General features: G+C 52.8%; 1 protein-coding gene and 1 pseudogene. Both read right to left on the bottom strand.

Going from position 1 to position 701, the window contains the following annotated elements:
• Position 1 precedes the first annotated feature (1 nt).
• On the bottom strand, positions 2-493 hold the full coding sequence (gene hcp / locus ACG0Z5_RS23830) for a type VI secretion system effector Hcp (RefSeq protein WP_024558534.1): 492 nt from the start codon (positions 491-493) through the stop codon (positions 2-4).
• A 4-nt stretch (positions 494-497) separates the two neighbouring features.
• A pseudogene (locus tag ACG0Z5_RS23825) lies at positions 498-701 on the bottom strand (OmpA family protein); the annotation flags it as partial.

Genomic DNA, 701 nt, shown 5'->3' with positions numbered 1-701 from the left:
CTTACGCGGTGGCGCGTTCATTCCAGGAATCGGAATGAATGATGTTGCCGTCTTTGTAGGTCCAGGTGATTTTTTCGTAACGCAGTTCAATGCGCTCAAGGTGGTTGTGCTTCTCTTTAGAAGGATCCTTGATGTCATACATTTCAGGATTCACTTTCACCACTTTCACGTTTTCCAGTTTGGTGTTGAAGTACTCCACTTCCTGGCCCGCGTCGTTGATTTTGTACCACTTGAATTCCGCAGACTTGAGGGTCTGACCGGTGGTCACAGCCTTGTACAGGTATGGGCTGGACGAGTCGATTTCCTTGGTGAACAGGAACGGGGTGTGGATACGGGTACCGGTCAGTTTGCCGGTGTTGTTGTCGGTCGGGATGTACAGGTTATGTTCCTGAGCGACAACTTCGATGCTGCCTTCACGATCCTGAACGTCCACAGAACCTTTAATGTCCGCGCCGCCGTCGTCTTTCAGCCAAAGATAAACAGGAATTGCCATGGAATTACTCTCCATTGTGTTGTGATGCGCCATCATCCTGCGATGACGCCTGGGTGTGGCCCGGTATCTGACAGGCATTGGCCTGCGGTACCAGACTGATTTCGACACGGCGGTTGAGCGCGCGCCCATCCGGGGTGTCGTTAGTTGCGATCGGACGACTTTCGCCATAGCCCTGCACCGCAAAACAGCTTTCCGGCACATCACCGGT

Origin of the sequence: Scandinavium sp. M-37, assembly GCF_043558715.1 — a bacterium.
In the GTDB taxonomy this organism is placed as follows: Bacteria; Pseudomonadota; Gammaproteobacteria; order Enterobacterales; family Enterobacteriaceae; genus Scandinavium; species Scandinavium vulneris_A.
Note: the sequence above shows the minus strand (reverse complement) of the source record. Positions and strands in the feature narration are given on the sequence as shown.

What these genes read in the sequence shown, in the direction of transcription:
- hcp (WP_024558534.1), bottom strand. Translation starts at nt 493, where the DNA reads ATGGCAATTCCTGTTTATCTTTGGCTGAAAGACGACGGCGGCGCGGAC.